The following is a 21,702-nucleotide window of genomic DNA, read 5'->3' as shown; positions in this document are numbered from 1 at the left end:
TGGAATCCTGATGAGCAAGGCATTTGAGCTGAAATCCAAATATTCTCCCGCTGGTGATCAACCAAACGCCATCAAACAGTTGGTAGGGGGCATAAACGCAGGTCTGTTAAAACAGACATTGCTAGGGGTCACGGGCTCCGGCAAGACATTTACCATGGCGAATGTTATTGCTGAGTGCCAACGGCCAGCCATTATCATGGCGCACAATAAAACATTGGCGGCACAGCTGTATGGCGAGTTTAAAGAATTCTTCCCCAATAACGCGGTTGAGTACTTCGTTTCTTATTACGACTACTACCAGCCTGAAGCCTATGTGCCGTCGTCAGATACCTTTATCGATAAAGACGCCTCAGTAAACGAACACATAGAACAGATGCGTTTGTCGGCCACCAAAGCCTTATTGGAACGGCGCGACGCCATTATCGTGGCTACCGTGTCCGCAATTTACGGTTTGGGTGATCCTGACTCGTATTTGAAAATGATGCTGCACATGGTACGTGGTGATCGTGTTGATCAACGTACGATCTTACGTCGTTTGGCAGAACTGCAATACAGTCGCAACGATATGGATTTCCATCGAGGCACCTACCGAGTACGTGGTGAAGTGATTGATGTATTCCCAGCGGAAAGCGACGACGAAGCCATACGCATTGAATTATTCGACGACGAAGTAGAGCAGCTCAGCACCTTCGATCCTCTAACGGGTGCTATACGCAATCGTTTGGCTCGTGCCACGATATACCCTAAAACTCACTATGTAACACCGCGTCAGAAAATTCTCGACGCCATCGACGGCATTAAAGTTGAGCTGGATGAGCGCCTAGATTACTACCGCAAAGAAAATCTATTAGTCGAGGCTCAGCGTTTAGAACAGCGCACCCGTTACGACATCGAAATGATGCAAGAGCTGGGTTACTGCTCGGGTATTGAAAACTACTCGCGTTACTTGTCAGGTCGCGAAGAGGGCGCACCGCCGCCGACCTTATTTGATTACATTCCCAAAGACGCGCTTGTCTTTGTCGACGAATCGCACGTGACCATTCCACAAATTGGCGGCATGTATCGCGGTGACCGCTCGCGTAAAGAGACCCTTGTACAATTTGGTTTCCGCTTGCCGTCAGCGTTAGATAACCGCCCGATGCGCTTTGAAGAATGGGAAGCGATTGTGCCGCAGTGCATTTTTGTTTCTGCAACGCCTGGTAACTACGAAAAAGAACACCAAGATAACGTCGTTGAACAGGTCGTTCGCCCAACCGGCTTGATTGATCCTGTGATTGAAATTCGTCCAGCGACAGGTCAGGTTGACGACGTACTGCATGAGCTAAATGAGCGTACCGCAAAAGGTGAGCGGGTTCTTATAACCGTATTAACCAAACGCATGGCGGAAGATCTCACCGACTTCTTGCAAGAGCAACATGTGCGCGTGCGGTATTTGCATTCAGATATTGATACCGTCGAACGTGTGGAAATTATTCGTGATTTGCGCCTCGGCGAATTTGATGTGTTGGTGGGTATTAACCTATTGCGAGAAGGTTTGGATATTCCCGAAGTCTCTTTAGTTGCTATTTTCGATGCTGATAAAGAAGGCTTCTTGCGTTCTGAGCGCTCCTTAATCCAGACCATTGGTCGTGCCGCCCGTAACCTTAACGGTAAAGCGATTTTATACGCGGATCGTATTACCGACTCGATGCAAAAAGCCATCGACGAAACCGATCGCCGTCGTGAAAAACAAGTGGAATTCAACACCAAACACGGCATCACACCGAAAGGCGTCATGAAGTCAGTGGAAGATATTCTTGAAGCTACGCCAGCACCGGGTAAAAAGACCCATAACCGCAATGGTCGCAGTAAACAGAAAGTGGCCGAAAACGCAGCCGACTACAATGCAAATGACTGGCAACATTTACCAGCTCATAAGCTCGGCGCACGAGTGAGTGAAGTGGAAGATCAAATGTTTAAAGCTGCAAAAGACCTTAATTTTGAAGAGGCTGCGCGCTTGCGAGATCTGCTGCACCGTATGAAAGAGCAAATGATTGCGAACAGCTAAATCGTTTAGAAAGTGGCGATCAAACAATAAGCAGTATGTCGACTACCTGTCGACATACTGCTTAATTATTGATTACATGTTAAGGCTCGATTGAATCTCTTGCCAACTGACGTATTTAAAATTTTGCTTCTCATTAGGCAGTAAATTGCGTCCGTCTTGCACTACGAGTAACCCTTGTGGATAGTCCTTATTCAATGGAATTGACGTTACCGCAAGACCATCTGTTTCCGAAGCTCCATCAATATTCTTAGCGCTGTTCATTCCGACTCGAAAACGTCCCTTATATTCGTACGGAGCCTCGGCATCAAACACAACATAGCTATCATTGCCCTGACTGGAAACAATTAAATAAACGGCATTCGCACTACGGTAAATATCCATTCCTTCTATGTCCGCGACCAATTTTTCGGATACCGCTGCAACGAGCTCAAGTTGTGAGCTGGCGTTTGGTTCTGCATCCAATGTCCAAACGGCGACATCCTCTTCGCCGACAAAAAGGCGTTGTTTAGCATCGTCCGCTGCACAACCTTCCGGCTGAGAGTTAACCGAAAATGTTCTTACTCTTTGCGCTTGCCAGCCAGAAGGGTCATCTGTCACAGAGTATTGTTCAAATCGACCATCTTGATCATTGATGAAAATATAAAACTCATTATTCAGATTTTTATACATACACAAGCCATATATTTCATCGAGATTAGTATCGATTTCATTGGTTGTGACCATCTCACCGCTGTTCGGGTTGATGCGGAACAGGGCAATGGTGTTCCGGTCGCGCTGGCTTGCAGCCGCAATGTCGGCTGCTTCACCTTTGAACGTAAACCCTTGGCGAACATCGACATTATTCACACGACCAACGATCAGTTCTTGTAACTTTTTGCCTTGTAAATCGTAGCTGTATAAACCAAATTTCTTATTAGTGCCTAAAATTCGGCTTTGTTCCGGATTTCGAAGATTCACCCATATGGCAGGATCATCCGCGGCATCGCCATTGTCATCCATAGGATCCGTTTCTGCGTTAGCCGCTACTTGCATAATCGCATTACCCTGATTACTTCTTGGAGTTAGCATTAGCTCTGCGGTAAATAAATTTTTACTAATATCATCTGATAAGGTTAATAAAGATATCCCTTGCTTGTCGCTGATCGTAAAGGTGTCACTATATAGAGGGGAACTAAACTGCCATTGCTGATTAGAATGCGCACCTATGTTATCAATGCTATAAGAATGCAAATAAGGCCCATCTTTTTCGGCGATAAATAGCGAACCTTGGCTAATTGCAAGAGGGCCGCTGCTTTTTACTAAGTTACCCCATGGTGTAACTAAATCGACTGCTATGCGTGTGATTTGGCTTTCTGATCTGGCATTGTATGCCCATACTCCTACGGTTTCCTCGCTCACAAATAATTGATCGGTGACATCATCTACAACACAATATTCTGCTTTTGGTGGTAGTGGAAAGTGACGAATTTCTTGCTGTGAAATGCCATTTTTACTCTTATCGCTAAGCAACAATTGGTGCGCTATTTGATCTTCCGCCAGTAAAAATACATTGAGTTCTTGCTGGCTTGGTTGATACAAGCATAAGCCTTCCACCGAATACGTAAGGGGTTCGCCATAACGGATATCTGCAATGGTATTGTTTTTTACTCGGTAAGTTATCAGCCGATTTTTGTTGCTATCTAAACTGACGAAAAACTCGCCTTCTTCATCTGTTCGGCTGGAAATAAATTCCGCTGAAATTCCTCGTGCATCTATAGTCTGTTCAGACTGATTGGATATTTTAATATCGCCTTCGTCTTGTACGCTCAGCCAATATCCATTTGCTGTTTGTGATGCTGTTTCACCTGTTAACATCAAGGGTGTAGTCTTGAGTGTCAGCATCTTACCGGATTCGCTTACGGCGCCGTTCATCGCTTCCGGTGCTTGGCAGCCAACCGCCGCAATGCTAAAAATAGATGTTAATAATACACGCAGTTTCATAGTTATCATCTTGTAAATAGTGTTTTCTAGATCAATATTAAGCTGAGGCTTAGGAGCAATTTAGTCGGGCATTAGATGCCCGATATTCGAGCCATTAAAAGCTGCTGTATGTAAATCCTAGTCGGTAGGTAGGGTCATAGTCTTCATACTGAGCGTTGTACTGCTCTTTATTGACGTAAGCGTAATAGGGTTCGTCGGTGATATTGGCTACTTCGAAGTTAACTTTTAGATTATTCAGTAGTTCATAGGTCGCATTGAAATCGATCTGAGTTTGGCTGCTTTGATAAATGTCAGCCGTTTTGTTCGATATATTTCCAACCTCTAATAAATATTCCGATTTATAGTTTGCGGCTATTCGCATACTTAGCTTTTCGTTTTCGTAGCCGAGAATAAAGTTACCAGTGACGTCTGATTGATTGGGCAGCTGAATATCACGTTTTACAATATCGCCATCGACATAAGAGGATATTTCAGCATCAGATTCGCTTACTGCAGCGTTGGCGGCAATCAGTAATCCATTGAATGGAGCGGGTAGGCTTTCAAACTTATGGGATGCAGCAAGTTCGATACCGATCAAGTTAGCTTTATCACCATTTCGAAAGGTAATCACTTCATCGTAGGCCGAGTAAGCAGGAGACCCCGCCACATCCGTTTGATAAATGAAATTATCAATTTCTTTATAAAATAGGTAGGCTGAAAGGCTGCTACTATCCATGTAGTGCTCAATACCTAAATCGAAATTCTGAGCTTCCAGAGCTTTTAAGTCTGGGTTACCGAATTCTGCTTCTGTGCCATCGTCAGTGAAGTTTGGACGAATTTCCTCAAACGTTGGACGCACAACCGCATTGGTCCATGCTGCACGAGCTAGGGTGCTGTCCCCCAGTTGATAGCGTAATTGCGCAGACGGAAGAATATGGCTGTATTCATTGTTTCGTTGAACAGTAATGAGTTCGTCTGCGCTATTGAGAGCGTTACCTTTCGAGCTCAGTTTGGTTTGTTCGTAACGTACACCAGCTACGAGGCGCAAGCGATTAGCATCAAGGCGACCCATGATATACCCAGCATTGATGTCTTCATCTACGGCATAGTCTTCTAGTGTCGAATCCTCTTCATCAAAAGCACTGTCGCGATCCAAAGTGTTCATATACGCGCGTACTTTGTCTTTCGATACACCGGGGCCAAAGCGACCTAAACTGTAATCAGGCTCGCCACTGGCGAAGTCGCTCATTGATAGGCTGCTATCTTCGGATAAATCTTTATATACCCAAGTATCTGAGTCTTGGCTTTTTTCTCGTATTTTGGTTTTTATACCGAATTTAACGAACGCAGCTGTATCACTAAGATTAAAATCTTTAGTGATATCTAATTGCGCCATGGTTTGCTTATCTTCGGTATAACTTTTAGTGCGTTCGATCTCGGTCAATTCATATTGACTAGCGTCATAGAGGTTCGATGGGACATAGATTTTAGGATGGCGAGTGTTACTAAAAGTTAAATCGTTAAAATCATCGAGTCCTTCAAAGGCAGCACCTGCAATCGTATCGGGTTCATCTTCCGAAGCTTTGCTGTAAGCCAGTTTGTATTCAACCGTCCAAGCGTCGATATAGTGAGTAGCGCCAAATGTTGACGACATAATTTCTTGTGTTTCTTTACGATCTTTAAGCTCGCGTACAACTTCTGCATCGGCCATTTCGCCAGCAGCGATAGGGTCTGAGAATTCTATACTCGCAGCTTGTCTTTGTTCGTTATCACTAAATGTGCTGTATAAATTATGTAAAAAGTAGGTGTTATTTAAATCGTGCTCATAATCGAAATTAAGTGCAGCACCTAGGCGTTGACGCTCTATACTGTATTCACGCATTTCCACTTCTTCAAGCTTCGCACCATTTTCGAAATCCCAAGCACCGCCAGTTTCAACGTTGTCTGAGCCGAATTTACGATCATCAAAGCTGACGGCTGCCGCTACACCTAAACGACGATTATCACCAAATATGAAGGTGTCTCCGCCAGATAAACCGTAAGCCGGATTGCTCTGTTTTGTCTGTTGGTCGTAGCTCATCTGAACATTGGCAGAATAGAATTTGCCTTCGCGATCCAGTGCCGAAATGCTATTTATCTCAACCGCACCGCCAATCGCATTGGCGTCCATATCCGGAGTTAGTGTTTTAGTTACTACCAGTGAACTAAGTAGGTTGGAAGGAATAACGTCCAGTGCTACGGCTCGACTGCCGGCTTCCGGTGCAGGAATTTGCGTACCGTTAACACTCACACTGTTTAAATTGGCACTGATACCACGAATACGGACAAAACGGCCTTCACCTTGGTCGCGCTCTATCGATAACCCCGGTACACGCTGCAGAGCCTCTGCGGCATTCGCATCCGGTAATTGGCCGATAGCATCGGCATTGATTACGCTAATGGTGTTATCGGCATACCGCTGGCGATCAAGAGCACGTTGCATCTGTGCGGCTTGGCCGATTACAAGCAATTCTTCGATAGGTTGCTCAGATTGATTGAGTACAATATCGATGACTTTGGTTTCATCATCTTTAATCGTTATTGTGCGACGCTCAACTTCTTGGCCACCAACTTTAACCGTGAGGGTATATTCTCCAGATTTTAACTGAGGTAAACGGAAGCGTCCGGCTGTGCCTGACAACACTTCTCGATTAAGTTCTTCGATACGGACGACCGCTTCGGTGTAGCTATTGCGGCTTTGTTCGTCAGTAATTCGACCTTCAATACTGCTATCAGCAAAGCTATGGCTAGCAAGCAATGTGGATGTTAAAGCGATTGCAGCGCTTAGAGGGGCTAAACGTGAATTCATAATACTGCTCCGATGAGTAAAACTGACGAGACAGTAGAAATATCGTATTGCTGTTTTGTTACAGTCGTTTTTTAAGGAGGATAAAAGCCGCCTTAATACAGGAAAAACGACATAAAATGATCTTCTTTAACCTGTTAATTATTCAGCGCGAACTTAGCGCACTCCATATTTTTCGAAAAGGGTATCCATTCTTCAGTGTTGTGCTGATCAAATGCTTATTTTTCAGGTGAAACGTACTTTTTACTTGAGCTGATTTGACCCGTTGGTAAGAATCAGGCTTTATTAACTTTTGTCATTAAACTGTCACTTTATGCTGATAATACAGCCTTAATTTAATATAAGGCCGACATCATGCTGTCTAAATTACGACCTCACAGAAATAAATTAATCCTCATCTATGGTATCGCTTTTATGTCTTTAATTGCGTGTATTTGGGTGGGTGATAGTAAAGCTTGGGGCGAAATTGACTGGCTGGATGTGCTGGGAGAAGGTGGAAGTTCTATTGCTATTGCTATATGGATGATACTTATTCTAGGTAGTCGCCCAGCGGGTCGAGTTACCAACCTATTGACGCTCGGTTTGGGTTTTATGTTCATTGCTATGTGGCAAGACAATATTGACGAATTTATTCGCATACCGGCAGAGCAGTGGTGGGATCATTGGCTAGAGTCAGCTGCTATGCCATTTGGAATCGGGTTATTAACCTATGGGTTATTTCATTGGCATGACGAACAGCTTGCTGTTAACCAGCAGCTACAAAAACGTGAGAATTTATTTCGAGAACACCGTTACGTCGATACCCTGACTCAGCTAGGACGAGTTGATTATTTAAAAGAACATATCCAGCGGCTACGTTCAGAATATCCTGATGCAGAAATGTCTTTAATTATGCTTGAGATAGAACAGTTTTCGTTATTTTCTCGCCAGTATGGCCATCGAGAATCAGACCGCTTGTTACACGAAATCGCGGAAATTCTGTTACTTAATTTACGTCGTCAAGATGTTATTTGCCGTTATGCTGGCGATCGTTTTTCGGTGGTTATGATGGATACATCCCCAGAGCGTTCGTTACAGATAGCGGAAGAGCTACGCCTAGCAATTCAACATTTTTCGTTTAAAACGAAGGATGGTGATAGCTGCCCTCAGAGTATTTGTGCCGGTGTCGTCTGTACGAACAAAGACCAAACAACGAGTGATATTTTAGCCAATGCTAATCAGGCTTTAAATTCAGCTCGTGAACAGCACTGCTGTTATCTCGCAGCCTAATAAGAAGCCAATGTTATGAAACCCAACTGGTACGAGTGTGATCAGAGATACCTACCGGCACACCATCAACCGGCTTTATTGCTGGATTTATTGTTGGTCCGAGATGCTAGTTCACACAAAGTATTAAAAGGCACAGGTCTATTTTATGAAGACATCATTGAAGGCAAACGACATATGTCGGCCTTACAGTTTCAACAGCTCATTAGTAATAGTCAGAAGCTAGCACCCGAGGGCGATCTAAGCTTTCGGTGGGGCGACAACCTTTGGCCCGGCCACTATGGTCTTGGTAGTCAGTTATTGAGTAATGCCCCAGATTTGAAGCGCGGCCTACAAGCCCTAGTACATTTTCGGCATACATTAAGTCCACTGCTTGTACCGCGAGTGTTTGAAGATGAACATTACTGCTATATACAGTGGCTAGATACCTGCTGTGATTTAGCCTCATCGCGACCCTTTATGGTTGAAACCTCGATGATGGCTCTAACATCTTTATCGCGTTGGCAGTCACAAACGTCTTTACCTTGGCGTTATGGTTTTAGCTACCAAGCCCCCACAAAAGGTATAGAGCAGTATCAGGTGCATCTAGGCGAAAAGCTTATGTTCGGCTTAGGCGTGGATGTTATGGTCATTGAAAAACGCTGGCTAGAGCAAGCATGGCCTAAAGGTTCGGTTACCGCTTTTCGTGCATCATGGCACGAAGCTACCCAGTCAGATCCAGTACCTGAGAGTCTTAGTGGTTTTTGTGAATCCGTTTATGATTGGCTCGTGAAGCACATTCAGCAGCCCGTGACCCTGCCGGATGTGGCTTTGGCCTTCGATATGAGCTCTGCTACGTTAAAACGTAAGTTGAAGAAGCATCGAACCAGCTTTCAACAAATACAAGACCAAGCCCGATTGCACGTGTGCTTGTATCTGTTGCATGTTAAAGGCATGAACAACGAGCAAGTGGCCCAACAGCTGCTCTTCAATGACCTTACCAATTTTCGCCGAGCCTTTAAACGCTGGAGCGGCTTAACGCCAAGTGCCAGTCGTCAACAATTCCAGCTTCACTCTTTAGCTCTCTGATTCTTATCAGCTTTTACCAATCTTGGGGGCGAAAAAGGACTTGCACTAGAAACCGAGCATAGCTAATATACGCGCCTCTTCAGGACTATAGCTCAGTTGGTTAGAGCGCTACCTTGACATGGTAGAGGTCCCCAGTTCGAATCTGGGTAGTCCTACCAAGATACTAAAAACCCGCATCAGGTAACTGCTGCGGGTTTTTTTATGGTCGTTACTTAAGCCCCAAGTAGATGAGCAGCTAACTGTAATTCGTTAGAGCGTTCAGCGAGTGCCTTAGCGATATCGCGTTGTGAAAAGCGCGAAAGGGATCCGGCCTTATTAGGAACCAGCGCATTTAAATGCAAGCACGGCGTTAACTCTTTAAAGTCGCGTAAATCACCACGTTTAATAATCGGTAAAAATGGCCCTTTTAATTGTTGTTGAATTAGGCCAAATGCTTTCTGTAGTGGCATGCTAATTGTCTTGTTATTGCGTAAACGCATATTCACCGCCAATCCATTCGCACTTGGATAAAGCAATAAACCGGTACTCTTTATCGACTCTTCAGGAATATGCGAGTAAGTGCAGGTGAAATCGACAGGATCGGGCAATATCACCACACTCGTTTTAGTAAAATACGTTGTGTAGTCGCTATAAATTTGACGTAGGGCAGGGCTATAAACAGGCAGGAATTGAGCAACGTTGAGTAAGAATTGCTTCCCCGCTTCTTTTGCTCGCATTTCTTCCAATGACCAATGAAGATCAGCAACAATGGCTAATTTTCTTTCATGTAAGCTTGCCACAGGAAGCTCCGCTGTCAATTAAGTGTTTGATTCTACTGATATATGTGTCAAAAGAAAGAAGGTTTAGCGTCAACTATGAGAAGGGTGGCCATTAATTGACCAATGCGGACTAAATCTTAAAACTAACTTTGTACCTCGCGAAGACGTTTGTCATATCTATGACCCTTTTCTTTAACCTCAGCGTAAAGAACTCCAAATACCCTTTAATAAATTTTATTAAACTAGTTGTGAAAGGGTTATGTATGCAAAGTTTTAAGCTGTGTATGTTGGCGGCATTAAGCACGGGTCTTATTGCATGTGGCGGTGATGGCTCGCGTGGTCCACAAGGATTACAAGGCGAGCAAGGTCTGCAGGGGCCACAAGGTGAAATGGGCCAGCAAGCGCCAGTAGCAACGGAAGGCAAGGCATTGGATTTGACCATTCTTCATATGAATGATCACCACTCGCATATCGCTGCTGAAACCTTCGGTTATGATGTATCGTCACTGGGGTTATCTACCAAGCTTAGCGACGATTCAGCTATAACGAGTGTTTCAGTAACCTACGGCGGTTTTCCTTTACTGGTTAGTTTATTCGATACACTTGGTGCCCAGTCTAATAACGTACTAAAACTGCATTCGGGAGATGCCGTTACCGGCACCTTGTACTATTCATTATTCAAAGGTCGCGCCGATGCCGAAATGATGAATCAAGTATGTTTCGATGCATTTGCACTAGGAAATCATGAATTTGATGATGGCGACAGCGGTCTTGCTAATTTCCTAAATTCGCTAAATTCAACGGCGTGTGAAACGCCGGCTCTAGCAGCAAACGTTGTGCCGGGCGCAACTTCAGCCGTTAAAGAAGGCTACCTTCAGCCTTACACTATCGTTGAGCGTGATGGCCAACAAATAGGCATCATAGGTATCGATATTGCTGGTAAAACCAAAAATTCTTCAAGCCCAGATGCCGATACTCAGTTCCTTGATGAAACCACAACTGCACAAAAGTATATCGACGAATTAACAGCTCTAGGTGTGAATAAAATTGTATTAATGACTCATTACCAATACACCAGCGATCTTGTACTGGCAGCAGCGTTAAACGGTGTTGACGTTATCGTCGGCGGCGACTCGCATACTTTATTGGGCGATAGCACATTCAGTGATTTAGGATTCAATCCAGTCGCCGATTATCCAGCAGTCGTGGCTGATAGTACTGGTAGCACTGTTTGTGTCGTACAAGCATGGGAATATGCGCACATGCTGGGCAAGCTCGATGTTAGCTTCGATGCCAACGGTAAAGTAACCGCATGTAGCGGTCATCCGTATCTACCCATTAGCAACACGTTTAAATACAAAGATAGTGATGGCTCAACGCTTTCATTGAAGGGTAATGATGTCACTCGTGTGGCGGCCAAATTGACCGCCGAAGACGAAATTGTTATCGCCCAAGAAGATGCCACCACTGCGGCATTACTGGCGGTATTTGATCAAGACGTCGACGTACTGAAGCAAACAGTGATTGGAACAAATGCCACCGATCTTTGTTTGTCTCGTGTGCCGGGTGATTCACGTTCGTCGCTTTGTGATTCTTCTGCCACTTATGAGCGTGGTTCTGATATTTCTAACGTTGTGGCTAAAGCTTTCTTAAAAGTATCGCCAACTGCCGACATCGCCATACAAAATGGTGGTGGTGTACGTGTGGACTTAGCGGCTGGAGACGTCACTATTGCAGATGCATTTACCTTACTGCCTTTCTCTAACACTTTAGTGATTTTAGATATGACAGGCCAACAGATCATCAACGTATTAGAAGACGCACTGGCGAATTTCTTAGATAACGGCGGTTCTAACGGTTCATATCCATATGCTTCTGGATTACGTTACAACGTTGATGCCTCGCAAAGCAAAGGCAGCCGTATTAGTAACATTGAAGTAAATCCACAGGTCGATGGAGATTGGGTGGCGCTTGATACCGCTGCAACATATCGCGTAGTGACCAATAACTTTATTGCCTCCGGTCAAGACGGCTACGATACCTTTCAAGAACCGTATGATGCCGGTGAATTTGAAGATACCTTCACAGAATACGCCCAAGGTTTCATCGACTACGTAGAAGACCTCACAGAAGCTACCCAAGAGGTTGGCAAGCTACCAGTCAGTGAATATTCAACTCAGTTATTCATTGATACTAGCGGCTGCAATCACACAACAGGCGCGGGTTGTGAAATGAAATAGCCTTTTGCTGAAAATAGGACGGGAGCTTCGGCTCCCGTTTTTTTTTGCTCTTCTTTTAGATTTCAATAAGGCCGTACTAGAAAAATACATATCTCGGATGCTAAGGTATCCCACTAACTTCGATATCCAACAACAATAACAATAGGGACATCGGGTATGTTTATAGAGAAATTCAGTTTACCAACGCGCGTCGCACTTCTTAGTACATTAGGTCTTACGGCTTGGCTGACGGCTTTTAGTCGAATTTGGCTTAATGGCGCTGAAGCGGGGAGCATCGCTTACATCGTTATGCTCGCGCTAGGCGTGTTAAATGGCGTTTTTTTTATAGTCAATACCTTCGCTCAACTGCGTACCATGTTGAGGCAGAATATGAAGTGGCTTATTAATAATCGCAATGCTATTTCTTGGATTACCCTAACTGGCGCGTATTCTTGTGTGTGTATTATTCAAGTACTGTGGCGGCCGGATGTTCTCGATCTATTTCTTTTATCTTTGATGATCGTTATTCATTCTATCCACACCATACGATTTTCAGCTCCTCTTAGTGTATTGGTGTTGCTGACTCCCGCAGTACTCTACGGTTGGTTGTATGGTGGCGAAGTGGGTTTTTATATTACCCTTTCCATCGCGATTCAAGAACTCGTTCTATGGGGTTTAGGTCTTGGTGTTTTACGCGAATTACTGGAAACCAATAAGTTGAAAATCAGTACTGCTAAGTTAACCATCGCCCAAGCGCGGCTTGAAGAATCTAGTCGTAGTGAAGAAAGACGAAAAATTCGTCAAGATTTACACGATAAAATGGGTCATGAATTGGCAGCAATGAATATTAACTTACAGATATTGGAGCATAAATACCCCGCCAAAGGCGACGAAGAAAAACTCGCTTTAGAACAAGCCCAAGAATCCTGTCAGCGCTTATTTAGTACCTTAGGCGAAGTGGTCGGCGAGTTGCGCAAACAAACTAACGAACATTTTTATGACCAGCTGCGTAATGTTATTGATAAAGTTCCTGGGTTAGCGATTCATCTTGAATGCGATCCTAATATTCGTATTCGAGATGATGTCGTTGCTGATAATTTACTATGTTGTATTCAAGAGGGGATTACCAATATCTTAAAACATAGTCGTGCCAGTAGCGCTTGGGTAAATATTTTTTATGATGACGACCAGCTAAAAGTAACCATTCGTGATAATGGCACTGCTGAATCCAGTGTTACGGCAGGCAACGGTTTGAATGGCATCGTTGGTCGAATGCGTAATATTGGAGGTCATGCGAGTGCCGGAAGATCAGAGCGCGGGGGATTCAAAGTATCGCTAAATCTTCCAAGGGAGGTATTGATATGACAAAGGTATTGTTAGTTGATGATCAAACTATTGTCTTGCTAGGCATCGCTAAATTATTAGAAGTGTCTGGTGATATCGACGTGCTTGCTATGCTCAGCAGTGGTGAAGCCTGCATTGAATATTTGTCCGAACATCCGTTACCCGACGTCATCTTACTTGACATTCATATGCCAGAAATGAACGGTATAGACGTACTCAAGAAAATCAACAAATCTTATACAGCACCGGTAATATTTTTAACTACATTTGATGACGAATACCTATGTCAGCAAGCAGAAGAATTGGGAGCCAAGGGCTTATTGAAAAAGAATATAGGCCTAGAGCAACTGCTAGCCAGCATATTAAAAGTGGCGGCCGGTGGGCATCTTTTTCCCGCTAATACCCCCAAAAATATTAGTAAAATGACCGCTCGGGAAGACCTGATTGCACGCTCGTTAGTGCAAGGGAAAACCAATAAAGAAATAGCCGCAGTGCATCATTTAAGCCCAGGCACGGTGCGCAACTATGCCTCTAATTTGTTTGAAAAGTTAGGCGTGCGCAATCGGGCAGAGGCCGTCGTCAAACTCAAAGAACGTGGCCTTTTTTGACTAGACGAACACTACCTTTTTAATTTCTCTCGACTAAGTAGTGACAATTGTCACTATTGGATCTGCATTTAAATCAGGCTTGATGATAGGTGGAGCAGAGACTCCTACTTAATCAGGATTGAATAATGCAATCGTCAGCGACTGACCCGAGAGGATGCCATGACAATAAAAATAATGCGTCGGCTGATGCCATTTATGGCAAGTGCCGCACTAAGCATGAGTGCTCTAACCGTACACGCCGATTACAACTTGCCAGACGGCGTACCCAATTCCTTTAGTAGCAAAGCCAACTACACCTTATTCGAAACCGTGCCTGTTAGGCCAATGACCATGAGCGCGAATGGTCAACACCTATACGTGCTCAATACTCCCGATGACCGCGTCGAAATTTATGACATTACAACCAGCGGTTTAACACCGAGCGGCTCGGTTGCCGTGGGGATGCGCCCAGTCGCTATTGCCCAAGCCCCCGATGGTGATTTATGGGTGGTTAACTTTCTATCCGACAGCATCAGCGTTGTCGATCCTGATGCCCAGCGAGTAGAGCGAACTTTGCTGGTGGGCGATGAACCACGAGATATTGTTTTTGCCGGCCCAAATCGTGATCGCGCCTTTATTACCACCGCGCATCGCGGCCAAAATAGCCCGATTGACCCACAAACCTTTACCCCTTCTGTTGGGCGTGCTGACGTCTGGGTATTTGATAGCAATAATCCGGGTAATGGCACCCAAACATCGCCACTGGAAATTTTAACCTTTTTTGCTGACACACCTCGTGCATTAGCCACTACGCCAGACGGTAGCAAAGTGTACGTTGCGACATTTAATTCCGGTAACCAGACCACCACCATCCACGAAGGTGCCACCGACGACTACCCCGAAGAAAATATCCACGGTGATGCCCAGCCGCATAAAAGTAAAATCATTAAATTGATCGACGGCAAATGGATCGACTCCGTCGGTCGCGACGTAAGCGAACAAATTAATTTTAATCTACCCGATTACGACGTCTTTACCATCGACGCAACACCATCAACCCCCGTTGCCGTCAATGGCGATGGCGCACCGGTATCGGGTGTGGGAACGACCTTATTTAACATGGTGGTTAACCCGATCAGCGGCAAACTGTATGTCGCCAATACCGAAGCCAATAACCATAAACGCTTTGAAGGGCCGGGGCTTGATCCCGAATACAACACAACCAACCGAGGCGATTTTGTCCGTAGCCGAATTACCGTTATTGACGACGGCGCAGCGACACCGCGTCATTTAAATAAACATATTGACTATAGTCATTGCTGCGCACCAACCGGCAATTCGGAAGCACGTAAAAGCTTGGCATTACCGCGCCAAATGGCAATCAGTAGCGATGGCGAGCGCTTGTATGTGGCGGCATTAGGCTCGGCAAAAATAGGTGTTTTCGACACCAATGCATTAGAAACCGATAGCTTTATTCCAGCAGAATCTAGCCAAATTCAATTAGCCAATGGCGGCCCATCTGGCGTAGTACTGGACGAAGCACGTAATAAATTATACGTGCGCACACAATTTAATAATGGCATCGCCGTGATTGACCTTAATAATAATAGTGAAGTACAAACCATCGCCATGCATTCGCCAGAACCCGAAAATATTGCTCAAGGTCGTGCGTTTTTATACGACGCCTTTAATACCAGTAGCCATGGCGATTCGGCCTGTGCCGGTTGCCACGTAGACGGTGATATCGACCATATTGCCTGGGATCTTGGCGACCCAACGGCGGTGACTCGTGATGTGCCGGGAAGCTGGTTATCCCGTACTGGCATCGCCATTTTATTGCCCACCAACTCAACCGTTAATGCGATTGAAACCTGCGCCATTATTCCATTTAATTTATTGCCTTGTGCCAAAGAAGAGTCGTTCCATTTTAACTCTCTCAAAGGCCCAATGCTGACCCAAACCATGGCAGGCATGGACAACCACGGCCCAATGCATTGGCGTGGAGATCGCACGGGTGGCGAAGCTTGGTATGCCGGTAAACAGCCTAACGATGGCATGTTCGACGAGCGTGTAGCGTTTGCCGGATTTAACGTTGCATTTCCCGGCCTGCTTGGTCGCGACGCCAAACTAACCGACGAAGAAATCGGCGTATTTACCGACTTTGCTTTGCAAAATACATTAGCGCCCAACCCGCATCGTCATTTAGACAACTCATTAACCGAGCGCCAAGCCAAAGGTAAAGAAATATTCTTTGGCGGCCCAGACGGCGACCGCCTAACCGACATTACCCGCAACTGCAGCGGCTGCCATATTACCGACCTAAAAGGTAACGAAGAATATGGCGTAGAGCATCCCGGATTTTTCGGTTCTGACGGCCGTTATGCCTTCGTATTTGAACCTGAAATGCTCAAGGTTCCACACCTACGCAACGTGTATCAACGCGTTGGCATGTTTACCCTGCACGACACCAGCGTAAAAATGGAATGGGAAGGCAAAACCTACGACATGCCACACTTCTTCTTTCCATTTACCGACCCAAAAGAAACCGGCGATCAAATCCGTGGATTTGGTTACACCAAAGACGGCTCCGTCGGCGAAGTGGCCACCTTCTTACAAAACGGCGCCTTTATTGATTACGGCCCAATCACGTTAAACCTAGTGAATCCGGGTGGATTTCAACCTTACGTGGAACCCGGCACCTGGCCATCGGATTTAGCCGCCTATAACCAAGAAGGCTTCTTAAAATACGCCTACCTCGCGATTACCAACAGCGATTACTTTAGCGAAACCAACCCAGAAACCGGCGAGCCGGTAGGGCGTGAAGAACTCAGATCGGTCGAAGATTTTGTGATGGTATTCCCTAACAATATGGCACCCATTATGGGCCAACAAATTACCCTAAGCGCCAACACCAGCGGCAGCGAACTCGACCGTTTATTTATGATGGAAGAACGCGCGGCTGTTACTGAACCGCGCAAAGAATGTGACCTAGTCGCCCGCGCAGATGACCTTGGCCTGTTATACGACCCTGCTAGCAGCCAATACATCGCCAGCGACCTTAACAGCTACAGCCGCAGTGCATTACTTGCCCTAGCACCACAAGTAACCTTCACCTGCGTACCACCGGGTGACGGCCTACGCGTAGCACTCGACCGCGATCTAGACGGCTACTTCGACGCCATCGAACTCGCCGCCAACACCGACCCCGCCAACGCCGACAGCTACCCAGTAACCAATAGCTGGTGGAAAAACTTTTGGAAATGGTTAATTGGATAAAAAATAAACCGCAATAATAAAAAGCCCCTGCAGAAGCAATTCGCAGGGGCTTTTGGGTTTATGGGCAACGCAATAATTACGTTAATGGCGTGTTTATTGTAAGAGCGTATCTTATGCGAGACAGCCTCTTAGGTTTAGAGAATTTGGTTATGTCACATGTACTCAAAACACTGATATTCCTGCAACCTTTGATTTCGTCTATTTCAGTCATCTCTACGTTTGACGTTGGAAGCACGATCACGAGCTACCAACTCAATTTTGTACTTGGATCTTGTTTGGCTGCAATCACAGCCATAAATTGCAAATAGTTCGGTCGATCGTTTAAAATTGAGTTTTCATAGCTCACATTGCTTATCTTCGTTACGTAGCTTCCTTTCCCGCAACGCTCTTCGACAATAGCTTCAATTGTTTTCTGTAGTACTTCGACCGTTATATCAGCAAAATAAGCTCTGTCGCTTCCTTGATTTGCTCTAGCTCTAATGGTGACTGAAGGGTTGTTATATCCGTCGTAGCTATATTCGTAAAATACTAACGAAAATTTACCTTTGACGTCCTTTTCATTAAATTCAACTTTAACGAGTTCTTTATTTATCTTTTTTTCAATTTCGCCAAAAGAGAAGCTTGTTATTTTCGATGTGATCATGATCTTTTCTTCCTTGGTTTTATATTTGGTTGTATAGGTATATGGAGATTATTAAAAATAGTATCAATAAGGATATTGATACTAGTGCGACTGTCATAATTATATGGGATATAATTTTTAGCCAGTAATTCTATCTTTGGGGCGGGAATATCTTTAAATCGTCGTTTTGCAATGCTAGGGTAGGTGAAATTCGTCATGTAAATAATCGTTTTATGAAGATGTAGCGGAAACTCTAGATAGTTTACTTTTTCTTCAGGCGTAAAATTCGGACTTTTTAATAATATATGATCATATTTTCTACCGAAATGCCCGGCCAATGATGCTATTCCTGCCCAGATAAATATTCCTGAAAAGAACAGTATGAACATTAATATCATCATTAGATCAAAAATAATTTCATCCATATTAAAAAATAATTAGAGGATCGTTTGATATTGTCATCTTATTTCCTCCAGTTTTTACAATCGACTATATACGTACGCAACCATGATTAATAACAGGATTGTTAAGGGAATAGTTGCTATGCCAACAGTCATGATTATGTAGGCGGAAATTTTTGGTATTATTTCTAGTTTCGGTGCCGGAACGTTCTTGAATCGTTTCTTTGCTAAAAATGGATAAGTAAAATATGAAAGATAGATTATCGTTTTGTGTAGGGCGAGCGGGAATTCACGATAATTTAACTGTTCATCTTCGGTGAAGTAAGGTTTTTTAAACAGTACGGGGTCATATTTTTTGCTTAGATATTTTGATATTAGTACCGTCCCAGTCCAGGCGAATATGCCTGCTAGTAATAATACGAACATTAAAACAATTGTTAGATCGAAAACAATTTTATCCATTGGTGTTAATCCTAAACCGGAATCTTAAGGTATAGGTAGATTGCAACGGAAAGAAATATCAGAAATCCGAAGACTGTAATAAGTGCTAGAGTAATTATAGAGTATGACGAAATTTTTGTAAGCGCATCGATTTTAGGTGCGGGTTTGTTCTTGAATCGTTTTTTTGACATAAATGAGTAAGAAAAGTAACTCATATATATTACTGTTTTGTGCAAGTTTAATGGGAATTCCTTGTAGTTTACTTGCTCTTCCGGAGTAAAGTATGGGCTTCTTAGCAGTGTTGAGTCATATTTTTTTGAAAAGCTATTGCACAGAAGAAAAACGCCTCCCCAAGTGGCTATGCCTGAAAATAAAAGTATAAACATCAGGGTCATCATGATATTGAAGAGTATAGTATCCATTCTAAAGTACCGAACTAAGATTGTTTGATATTAGTAACTTATTAGTGTCTATGCCGGTTTTCGAAGCATGTTCAAATATGTTTCGGCAAACATTAGTTATACCGGTAGTATCAGCAATATTTCCCTCTCCCATATACTGATATACGGAGCCAGCGATTTTTCCTGTTGCGTAAGCTCCTAAAGCAATGGCTATTCCTATAGCGATTGCTGCTACCCAGCCTACGGGTGTTAGTGCGAGTATAAGAGAGACAGCGGTTCCTGCCGCAATTCCACTAATGGTGCTGCTAAGGCCTTCAACTAGAACAATACTTCTATCTTTGATGCTATTTGTCGTCGCGATTGTTTTGCAGCTATCCGCTAAGCTTATAGCGCTCAGCACCAATCCGCCTTTTGCCGCGGCTTTTCCATAATCACCAATTTTACTAGCAGCATATTTGATATTGGCGGTTGGAACCGTGCCTTTGGTACGGGAAATACGCAAAACTTCCTTCACCGATTTATCGCCGGTAAACAGACGCGTTGTGCTCTTCATATTTTCACTGAGCTTGTCGATCGACTGCTTACGAATATAGTCGTACTGATTTTTGCTGATAGCACCTTGTTTGTATTGCTCATAACTAACAGCGATTTTACTGATTAGTGATTTATTGCTATTCAGCAAAGCGTCGGCTCCGCCAGCCATTGCTGAAGCAGTTGCCAGTGATACGTCAATCAAGCTTGGCATCATAGAACGCTCTTGCGGAGTTGCTTTATTCCAGTCTCTGCAAACCGGGCCAAGGTAGTCTGGTTGCAGATCTTTCAGTATCGGCGGCTTGTAGTTCCAAACTTCCGTCGAGACGTAGCTGGCAGGGATAGGAATCTGTAACAATTGGCCTGAGTAAATAAGATCAGGATTCTTAATTTGGGGGTTAGCAGCCATCGTTTCAGAGATAAGGCTTTGCAAAACGTCTGCCTGCAGATTTCCGTGATAACGAACGATGATTTTTGATAGCGTTTCGCCTGCTTGTACTTGATGTAGCTGTATATCTCGATCCAGCAAAGGGATAAGTACAGTCATTTTCAATCCTTGAATAAGCTCTAAGTGGCGAGAATGGTATAGGCCCAGACTGCGAGGGTCAATCCGAAGGGATGTGGGTATTACCAAATCTGAAGACATTGATGCTGCCGAGACCGAATTGCTTGAAGCAATTTACACATACAGCGACTTAGCTAGCCAATGTCAGGTTAGGAAACTTACGAACACCGTCTTTCAGGCGTTTCTCGATAATATCCGTATATAACCCGTTTCAATGGCACTAGAGCTAGCAACAGATCGAATAAGACGATTCCGAGTAATCTTCCGTTTGGTTTTACTAACGTTACGAACCATAAGTTCATTCCTCAAAAGTGTTGTCACCATAGCATCCGCTCCCTAGGCGGCCAAAGACATTTACACCATACTGAAATGCTCTTAAGGTGACCGAGGAATCACCAAGGAGCACATATACAATGGAAGTTCGCGAGTCGTTATCGTACCAACATCAACAAATACTCAGATACATAGAGCTGCGCGCGCAATGGGAAGGGCGGATCAACGCCAAACACATAGCCGAAAGTTTTAATATAGGACGTGAGTTGGGTGGCAAGCTCATAAATCGTTACAACGACACCTGCCCAAGCAATCTAACCTACGATGCCAGCGCGAAAGCACACCTAACAACAGAAAAGTTTACCCCACAGTTAACCACTGGCACGTTAGAAGAGTACATCTACGGATTTTTTCAAGCGGACCTACCTGATGAACAGACAGGTTGGACATTGAAAGATACCTTCCCAATGCGTCAATTTGGACGGGCCCCCCGACCTGAAATCGTACGCCCAATTCTTAACGCCATTCAAAATAAGCGCAAGTTAGATATCGCTTATCTTTCGATGAATAGCCCTGAGTATGAAGGGCGTATTATTAGCCCTCATAATCTAATACACGACGGAGCACGCTTTCATGTGCGTGCCAGATGCGAAAAAAACCAGGATTTCCGCGATTTTGTCTTGTCGCGCATTACCGATGTATATGACGACGAAGGCCCCGCAGAATACGGCGAACAAGACGATGAGCGCTGGAATACTTGGGTAACCTTAACCATAGAACCCGACATTCGGCTTATTCAATCAAAGAAAGACATCGTCGCCTACGACTACTGCATGAACCAAAACGCCGAAGGGCGCTACCAATGCCAATACACAGTACGCGCGGCATTATTGATTTATACACTGAAGTATCTAGGCCTTGATCGACTGCGAGAAAAAGCAGAAGCACAGCAAATAATGCTCACCCCCGAATGCCAAAACGACATAGAAAAATACCTAACCTGAACCTGCTTGAAAATCCGACATGTTTTTATGAACAGTGATTGCAGAGTCACAAAGGAAACGCTGAAATAATCTCAGCAAACAAAACTGGAAAAGTA

The 21,702-nt window shown here is 44.4% G+C and carries 13 protein-coding genes and 1 tRNA gene; 9 read left to right on the top strand and 5 right to left on the bottom strand.

Features of this window, described 5'->3' with window-relative positions; genetic code table 11:
* The first annotated feature begins 10 nt into the window (after window positions 1-10).
* On the top strand, window positions 11-2,047 hold the full coding sequence (uvrB, locus tag TOL_RS10875; protein WP_015487377.1) for an excinuclease ABC subunit UvrB: 2,037 nt from the start codon (window positions 11-13) through the stop codon (window positions 2,045-2,047).
* A gap of 72 nt (window positions 2,048-2,119) precedes the next feature.
* Here the strand turns inward: uvrB and TOL_RS10870 are convergent, their stop codons facing one another.
* On the bottom strand, window positions 2,120-4,027 hold the full coding sequence (locus tag TOL_RS10870; protein WP_015487376.1) for a phytase: 1,908 nt from the start codon (window positions 4,025-4,027) through the stop codon (window positions 2,120-2,122).
* 94 nt (window positions 4,028-4,121) lie between these two features.
* Entirely contained in the window at window positions 4,122-6,854 is a 2,733-nt protein-coding gene (locus tag TOL_RS10865; RefSeq protein WP_015487375.1) for a TonB-dependent receptor, read from the bottom strand.
* Window positions 6,855-7,265: 411 nt separating this feature from the next.
* Here TOL_RS10865 and TOL_RS10860 point away from each other — a divergent pair, with 411 nt between their 5' ends.
* The 3 genes from TOL_RS10860 (at window position 7,266) to TOL_RS10850 (ending at window position 9,343) form a co-directional block, all read left to right on the top strand.
* Window positions 7,266-8,120 (top strand): GGDEF domain-containing protein, encoded by an 855-nt coding sequence (locus tag TOL_RS10860; RefSeq protein WP_158505917.1) that lies wholly within the window; start codon window positions 7,266-7,268, stop codon window positions 8,118-8,120.
* 15 nt (window positions 8,121-8,135) lie between these two features.
* Window positions 8,136-9,185, top strand: a complete 1,050-nt coding sequence (locus TOL_RS10855; protein WP_015487373.1) for an AraC family transcriptional regulator — start codon at window positions 8,136-8,138, stop codon at window positions 9,183-9,185.
* An 81-nt stretch (window positions 9,186-9,266) separates the two neighbouring features.
* Window positions 9,267-9,343: transfer RNA gene (locus TOL_RS10850), tRNA-Val, on the top strand.
* A gap of 54 nt (window positions 9,344-9,397) precedes the next feature.
* Here TOL_RS10850 and TOL_RS10845 read toward each other — a convergent pair.
* Window positions 9,398-9,964, bottom strand: a complete 567-nt coding sequence (locus TOL_RS10845; protein ID WP_015487372.1) for a hypothetical protein — start codon at window positions 9,962-9,964, stop codon at window positions 9,398-9,400.
* A 242-nt stretch (window positions 9,965-10,206) separates the two neighbouring features.
* Between TOL_RS10845 and nadN the strand changes: the two genes are divergently transcribed.
* The 4 genes from nadN to TOL_RS10825 all read left to right on the top strand — a co-directional run bounded on the left by nadN (window position 10,207) and on the right by TOL_RS10825 (window position 17,369).
* Window positions 10,207-12,183, top strand: coding sequence for an NAD nucleotidase (gene nadN / locus TOL_RS10840; RefSeq protein ID WP_015487370.1), 1,977 nt, complete (start codon window positions 10,207-10,209; stop codon window positions 12,181-12,183).
* Between the two features lie 156 nt (window positions 12,184-12,339).
* Window positions 12,340-13,527, top strand: coding sequence for a sensor histidine kinase (locus TOL_RS10835; protein WP_015487369.1), 1,188 nt, complete (start codon window positions 12,340-12,342; stop codon window positions 13,525-13,527).
* Window positions 13,524-14,114: a response regulator transcription factor gene (locus TOL_RS10830; RefSeq protein ID WP_015487368.1), complete on the top strand. Its 591-nt coding sequence runs from the start codon at window positions 13,524-13,526 to the stop codon at window positions 14,112-14,114. Before TOL_RS10835 ends, TOL_RS10830 begins: the two co-directional genes overlap by 4 nt.
* 159 nt (window positions 14,115-14,273) lie before the next feature.
* A complete protein-coding gene (locus TOL_RS10825; RefSeq protein ID WP_144055364.1) occupies window positions 14,274-17,369 on the top strand; it encodes a beta-propeller fold lactonase family protein in 3,096 nt (1,031 codons plus the stop codon).
* Between the two features lie 244 nt (window positions 17,370-17,613).
* Here TOL_RS10825 and TOL_RS10820 read toward each other — a convergent pair whose 3' ends face one another.
* On the bottom strand, window positions 17,614-18,012 hold the full coding sequence (locus TOL_RS10820; protein ID WP_015487365.1) for a hypothetical protein: 399 nt from the start codon (window positions 18,010-18,012) through the stop codon (window positions 17,614-17,616).
* 1,244 nt (window positions 18,013-19,256) lie between these two features.
* Window positions 19,257-20,312 (bottom strand): LysM peptidoglycan-binding domain-containing protein, encoded by a 1,056-nt coding sequence (locus tag TOL_RS10800; RefSeq protein WP_015487362.1) that lies wholly within the window; start codon window positions 20,310-20,312, stop codon window positions 19,257-19,259.
* A 431-nt stretch (window positions 20,313-20,743) separates the two neighbouring features.
* Here TOL_RS10800 and TOL_RS10795 point away from each other — a divergent pair, with 431 nt between their 5' ends.
* Window positions 20,744-21,607: a helix-turn-helix transcriptional regulator gene (locus tag TOL_RS10795; RefSeq protein WP_015487361.1), complete on the top strand. Its 864-nt coding sequence runs from the start codon at window positions 20,744-20,746 to the stop codon at window positions 21,605-21,607.
* Window positions 21,608-21,702: the final 95 nt, after the last annotated feature.

Origin of the sequence: Thalassolituus oleivorans MIL-1 (genome assembly GCF_000355675.1) — a bacterium.
In the GTDB taxonomy this organism is placed as follows: domain Bacteria; phylum Pseudomonadota; class Gammaproteobacteria; order Pseudomonadales; family Oceanobacteraceae; genus Thalassolituus; species Thalassolituus oleivorans.
Note: the sequence above shows the minus strand (reverse complement) of the source record. Positions and strands in the feature narration are given on the sequence as shown.